Source organism: Methylobacterium sp. (assembly GCF_028290105.1).
In the GTDB taxonomy this organism is placed as follows: domain Bacteria; phylum Pseudomonadota; class Alphaproteobacteria; order Rhizobiales; family Beijerinckiaceae; genus Methylobacterium.
The window spans coordinates 1-5,626 of sequence record NZ_JAQGKL010000166.1 but is presented as its reverse complement, the minus strand read 5'-3'; the positions used below and the strand labels follow the sequence as shown (position 1 = coordinate 5,626).

5 protein-coding genes, 2 tRNA genes and 1 pseudogene are annotated in these 5,626 nt (G+C 70.4%); 3 read left to right on the top strand and 5 right to left on the bottom strand.

Annotated elements, in window-relative coordinates:
- Window positions 1-1,694, top strand: a 1,694-nt coding sequence (locus JWQ05_RS12135) for an alanine--tRNA ligase-related protein (protein WP_299658699.1), incomplete at its 5' end; no start/stop codon positions are given.
- Between the two features lie 56 nt (window positions 1,695-1,750).
- Here the strand turns inward: JWQ05_RS12135 and JWQ05_RS12130 are convergent.
- From JWQ05_RS12130 to JWQ05_RS12110, 5 genes are all read right to left on the bottom strand, one after another.
- Window positions 1,751-2,194: a DUF2147 domain-containing protein gene (locus JWQ05_RS12130; protein WP_299658698.1), complete on the bottom strand. Its 444-nt coding sequence runs from the start codon at window positions 2,192-2,194 to the stop codon at window positions 1,751-1,753.
- 69 nt (window positions 2,195-2,263) lie between these two features.
- On the bottom strand, window positions 2,264-2,818 hold the full coding sequence (locus JWQ05_RS12125; RefSeq protein WP_299658697.1) for a hypothetical protein: 555 nt from the start codon (window positions 2,816-2,818) through the stop codon (window positions 2,264-2,266).
- Window positions 2,819-2,957: 139 nt separating this feature from the next.
- Window positions 2,958-3,033: transfer RNA gene (locus JWQ05_RS12120), tRNA-Ala, on the bottom strand.
- Between the two features lie 278 nt (window positions 3,034-3,311).
- A tRNA-Ala gene (locus JWQ05_RS12115) sits at window positions 3,312-3,387 on the bottom strand.
- Window positions 3,388-3,555: 168 nt separating this feature from the next.
- A complete protein-coding gene (locus JWQ05_RS12110; RefSeq protein WP_299658696.1) occupies window positions 3,556-3,948 on the bottom strand; it encodes a TIGR02300 family protein in 393 nt (130 codons plus the stop codon).
- Between the two features lie 255 nt (window positions 3,949-4,203).
- Between JWQ05_RS12110 and aroA the strand changes: the two genes are divergently transcribed.
- Complete coding sequence (gene aroA / locus JWQ05_RS12105; RefSeq protein WP_299658695.1) at window positions 4,204-5,553, top strand: 3-phosphoshikimate 1-carboxyvinyltransferase; 1,350 nt, start codon at window positions 4,204-4,206, stop codon at window positions 5,551-5,553.
- A gap of 6 nt (window positions 5,554-5,559) precedes the next feature.
- A pseudogene (locus JWQ05_RS12100) lies at window positions 5,560-5,626 on the top strand ((d)CMP kinase); the annotation flags it as partial.

Genomic DNA, 5,626 nt, shown 5'->3' with positions numbered 1-5,626 from the left:
ACCGCCTCGTGCCGACGCTGCTGCGCGAGATGGGCCAAGCCTATCCGGAGCTCACCCGCGCCGAGGGGCTCATCGCCGAGACCCTGCGCCTGGAAGAGACCCGCTTCCGCCGCACCCTGGAGCGCGGTCTCGCGATCCTCGACGCGGAGAGCCGCGACCTGGCATCCGGCCAGAACCTCTCGGGCGAGACCGCCTTCACCCTCTACGACACCTATGGCTTCCCCCTGGACCTGACGCAGGACGCCCTCAAGGCGCGCGGGATCGGCGTCGACACCGACGCGTTCGGACAGGCGATGGAGCGCCAGCGCAAGGCCGCCCGCGCGGCCTGGACGGGTTCGGGCGAGGCCGCCACCGAGACGGTCTGGTACGGACTGAAGGAGCGCGTCGGCGCCACCGAGTTCCTGGGCTACGAGACGGAGAGCGCCGAGGGCATCGTCACCACGCTCCTGCGCGACGGCGCCGAGACGAAAGCCCTGTCGGCCGGCGAGACCGGTCTCGTCCTCGTCAACCAGACGCCATTCTACGCCGAATCCGGCGGTCAGGTCGGCGATACCGGCACCTTGTCGGCGCCGGGTCTGACCGCCCGGGTGACCGCCACCGAGAAGAAGCTCGGCGACCTGTTCGTGCACCACGTCACCGTGGAGGCGGGAACGCTGTCCCTGGCCCAGGCCGTGGAACTCGCCGTCGACCACGGGCGCCGCTCGGCAATCCGTGCCAACCACTCGGCGACCCACCTGCTGCACGAGGCCCTGCGCCAGGTCCTCGGCGACCACGTCGCCCAGAAGGGCTCGCTCGTCTCGGCCGAGCGCCTGCGCTTCGATTTCAGCCACCCGAAGCCCATGGACGAGGCCGAGATCCGGGCGGTGGAAGACATCGCCAACGCGGTCCTCCTGCAGAACACACCCGTGGTGACGAAGCTGATGGCCCAGGACGAGGCCATCGAATCGGGTGCCCGCGCGCTCTTCGGCGAGAAGTACGGCGACGAGGTTCGGGTGGTCTCCATGGGCGCGCCCGTGGCGGGCGAGGCGGGGCGCACCAAGGCGTTCTCGGTGGAGCTGTGCGGCGGCACCCATGCCCGTCAGACGGGCGAGATCGGCCAGGTCTCGGTGGTCGGCGAGAGCGCGGTGGGTGCCGGCGTGCGCCGCATCGAGGCCCTGACGGCGGACGCGGCGCGCCGCCACCGGGCGGAGGAGAGCCGCACGCTGTCGCAGATCGCCGGTCTGCTGAAAGCCTCCACGGCCGACGTGCCGGACCGTCTCTCGGCGCTGATCGAGGATCGCCGCCGCCTGGAGCGAGACCTCACCGAGGCGCGCAAGAAGATCGCCATGGGCGGCGCCGGCGCGTCGGGCGACGACGGCATCGCCGAGATCGGCGGCGTGAAGGTGATGGCGCGGGTGGTCGAGGGCGTCGAGATGCGCGACCTCAAGAGCTTGGCCGACGAGGGCAAGACCCGCCTCGGCTCCGGCATCGTCGCCATCGTGGGCGTCGCGCCCGACGGCAAGGCCGGGCTGGTGGTCGGGGTCACCCCGGACCTCACCGAGCGCTTCGACGCCGTGGCGCTTGTCCGGGCGGGTGCCGGGCATCTCGGCGGCAAGGGCGGCGGCGGACGCCGCGACATGGCGCAGGCAGGCGGTCCGGAGGGTGCGGGCGCCCAGGCCGCCATCGAGGCGATCCGGGCAGCCCTCGCGGCCTGATCCGGAATCGAGACGCCCTCGCGCATCCTCGCGGGGGGGGGCGGGCGCGAGAAAGCTCAGTTCACGCGCTTCCAGGTCTGGCGCTTGCAGAACACGCTCATCACGCAGCCCGAGACCTCCACGACGTTCGGCCCCTTGATCGCCAGGCTGCCCGCGTAGGTCTTGCCGTCGTTCGGGTTGTAGAGCGTCCCCTCGAAGCCGTCGCCGCTGGCGTTGCGGGCGTTCATGATCTCGACGCCGACGAGGCTGCGGCCACGCAAGGACGCATCCGGGTTCTTGGCATCGAGCCCCGGCCCGGAGACGCTGGCCAGAGTCCCGCAATAGCCGCTGCCGCAGCGGGTGATGCGCACCTTCGAATCGCCCGTCTCCGTCAGCCACAGCCCGGTCGCGTCGGGGCCTTTCTGTGCCCAGGCGACACTCGACAGCAGAACGCCGCCGAGCGCGAGGCCGATCGTGGCCGCGATGCCGATGCGCGGTGCCGCCCGTCCGTTCAACGTCATGTCGTCAACCCTGTCCAATTTCGCGGCGAGCGGCATAGCGCGTGAGTCCCGGCCGATCCACCCCGACCCTCAGCCCTGCGCCAGAACGGCGCCGGTATAGATCTCGGCCACCTCGCAGAGGGGCAGGCCGTCGTGGCGCAGCAGCAGCGCCTCGATCGCGAAGAGGGGAGCATCCGGGCCGGCGGTCGCGGGGTCCCGGCCGGCGGGGAGCAAGCGCAGGCCGAGATTGCGGCGGGCGGGTGCGAGGTCGTGCACCACGCGGCCGAAGGGGACCTCGCTGGTGTCGAGCAGGTGGTTCATCGCGGCGGTGAGGCGGGACGGGACGTACCAGTTCTCCGCCTCGGACAGGACCCGGCCGGCGCAGGTGAGTCGCACCCGGCGATAGCGCACGAGGCCGTCGCGCGGCAGTTCCAGGCGTTCGCGCTGGGCGGAGGATGGCGGCCGATCCGGACAGGGCACGATGTCGGCGACGAGGTGCGTGCCCGGCGAGGCGCCATGCTCCCGGCACCAGGCTTCCAGCACGGCGGTGGCACTCGGGCCGGCGACGAGACGATCGCAAAGGTCGCGCAGGCGGCCTGCCGCCTCGTCGACGATGCTCGCACGGTCGGGGAGGGGCGTTGCCATCAGAACCGAACCGCGTCCCATCCCGCCACGTCGCGTCGGGACGACGCCGGCCCGCCGTCAGCAGAACGGCATTGCGCACCGCAATAGGCAGCGCGGTGCGAAAGGTCCATGGCGATGTCGGTGCAGCCGGGGGAAGTTTTGGTGGAGCCTAACGGGATCGAACCGATGACCTCTTCCATGCCATGGAAGCGCTCTCCCAGCTGAGCTAAGGCCCCACTTGTCACATCCCGGCGACTGGAGCGCCCGGGATGGTCGTTCGCGACGGACGGGCTGAAACCCGTTCGGCGATGCCGGTGATATACGGGGGCTTTCCGGCCGCCTCAACCCCTATTTCAGCGGACCGAACCGCTTTCGCGCGGATTTCGGCGGCGTCCACGGATCACCGTCAGAGCGCGCGCCTGGAACACGGACGGCAGAAAGCCGCCCGACGGACATCCATCGTGCGGCCGATGACGGGGGAGCAAACAGAACCGTCAAGACGAGAAGTAGAGATTGGTGGAGCCTAACGGGATCGAACCGATGACCTCTTCCATGCCATGGAAGCGCTCTCCCAGCTGAGCTAAGGCCCCACTCTCAACGCGCCGATGTTGGGAACATCCGGCGCGGTCTCGGGCGGCGGGCGTGGCGCCCGCCGTCGATGGCGGTGATGTACTGGGGCTTTCCCGCCGCCTCAACCCCCTTTGTCGCCCGCCGGCAAAGTTTTTTGCACCGACGGGTTTTTTCGGGGGGTGCGCGGCTCAGCTCTCTTCGTCGGTCTCGATGTCGCTGTCGATCAGGTCGGCCACATCGTCGTCGCCGGCATCTTCCTCCTCGAGGAAGGTGTCGTCCGCGTCGTCGTTGCTGTCGCCGTCCACATCCTCGGTGGTGGTGTCGGCTTCGTCCTCGGCCGCTTCGACCTCGTCGAGCGATACGATCTCCGGACCACCCTTCTCGGCGTCCGTATCCTCTTCGTCATCCGCCGGCACGGCGGCGGCGCGGGCCGCGAGCGCCGGAGCGGCGCGGCTGGACAAAGCGGCGACCTGGTAGATCGTCCCGCATTTGGGGCAGGTCGGGGGATCGTTGTCGAGGTCGTAGAACTTGGCGCCGCAGCTCATGCATTGACGCTTCAAGCCGAGTTCCGGTCTGGCCACGGGCAACCTCTAATACGTGCAATCTTTTGGGAGAGGGGCCCCGTTAGTCGCGTCGCGGGCTCGTGTCAAATTCCGTTGATCACCGAGCGGCCTTGCGGTCCCGCGTGGGGTTTCCCCGGGCGAATTCCATCGGCACCGTCGAGGACAGGCTCCTTTGGATGACGGCAGCCGCCATGCTGTGTTAACCGGCCCCATGATCGACGCGCGGGCCTTCCGACGCCCGCGCTCCAGCGCCCAGCCGAAAAGTCCCAGCCCGTGTCCCATGATTCCGAGCCGCAACCGCTGACCGCCCATCCGGGCCTGCCCCTGCGGGGAAGCCTGCGCCCGCCGGGCGACAAATCGATCTCGCACCGGGCGATGATCCTCGGGCTCCTGAGCATCGGCGAGACCAACGTGCAGGGCCTCCTGGAGGGTGATGACGTGCTGCGGACCGCCGCCGCCGCCAGGGCCCTCGGCGCTTCGGTGGAGCGGTTGGGCGAGGGGCACTGGCGCGTGCGCGGGGTCGGCCTCGGCGGGCTCACGGACCCGGCCGAGGTGCTCGATTTCGGCAATGCCGGCACGGGCTCGCGCCTGATGATGGGCGTCGTCGGCGGCCAGCCGGTCACCGCGACCTTCGATGGCGACGCCTCGCTGCGCAAGCGCCCCATGCGACGGATCCTCGATCCGCTGGTGCGGATGGGGACGCAGGTGGTGAGCGAAGAGGAGGGGGGGCGCGTGCCACTGACCCTGCGGGGTCCGCGCGAGGCGATCCCGATCACCTACGAGACTCCCGTGGCCTCGGCGCAGATCAAGTCGGCGGTGCTTCTGGCGGCCCTCAACGCGCCCGGCACCACGACGGTGATCGAGGCCGCCGCCACCCGTGACCACACCGAGCGGATGCTGCGCCTGTTCGGCGCGGAGGTGAGCGTCGTGCCGCACGGGCCCGAGGGTCACGGCCGGACCATCGCGCTCACCGGACAGCCGATTCTGCGCGGCACGCAAGTGATCGTGCCCGCCGATCCGTCCTCGGCGGCCTTCCCCCTGGTGGCGGCCCTGATCGTCCCGGGCTCGGAGGTGGTGATTGAGGGCGTGATGATGAACCCGTTGCGCATCGGGCTCATCACCACCCTGATCGAGATGGGCGCCGATATCGAGACCCTGCGCGAGCGGGAGGAGGGTGGCGAGACCGTGGCCGACCTGCGGGTGCGCGCGAGCCGCCTCAAGGGCGTCGACGTGCCGCCGGAGCGGGCGCCGTCGATGATCGACGAATATCCCGTGCTCGCCGTCGCCGCCGCCTTCGCCGAGGGCACCACGCGGATGCGGGGCCTGCACGAATTGCGGGTGAAGGAATCCGACCGTCTCGCAGCGGTGGCCGACGGCCTGAGCGCCAACGGCGTCGCCTACCTCGTGGAGGGCGACGACCTCGTCGTCCATGGCACCGGCGCGCCGGCGCGCGGCGGCGGCACGGTGGCGACCCATCTCGACCAACGCATCGCCATGGCCTTCCTGGTCATGGGTCTCGCCACAACTCAACCCGTGACCGTGGACGACGGCGCGATGATCGCTACCAGCTTCCCGAGCTTCCTGCCGACGATGCGGGCCCTCGGCGGCCGGATCGAGGGCTGACCCGCGATGCCGATGGTGATTGCGATCGACGGCCCCGCCGCCTCCGGCAAGGGCACCCTGGCCAAGCGCCTCG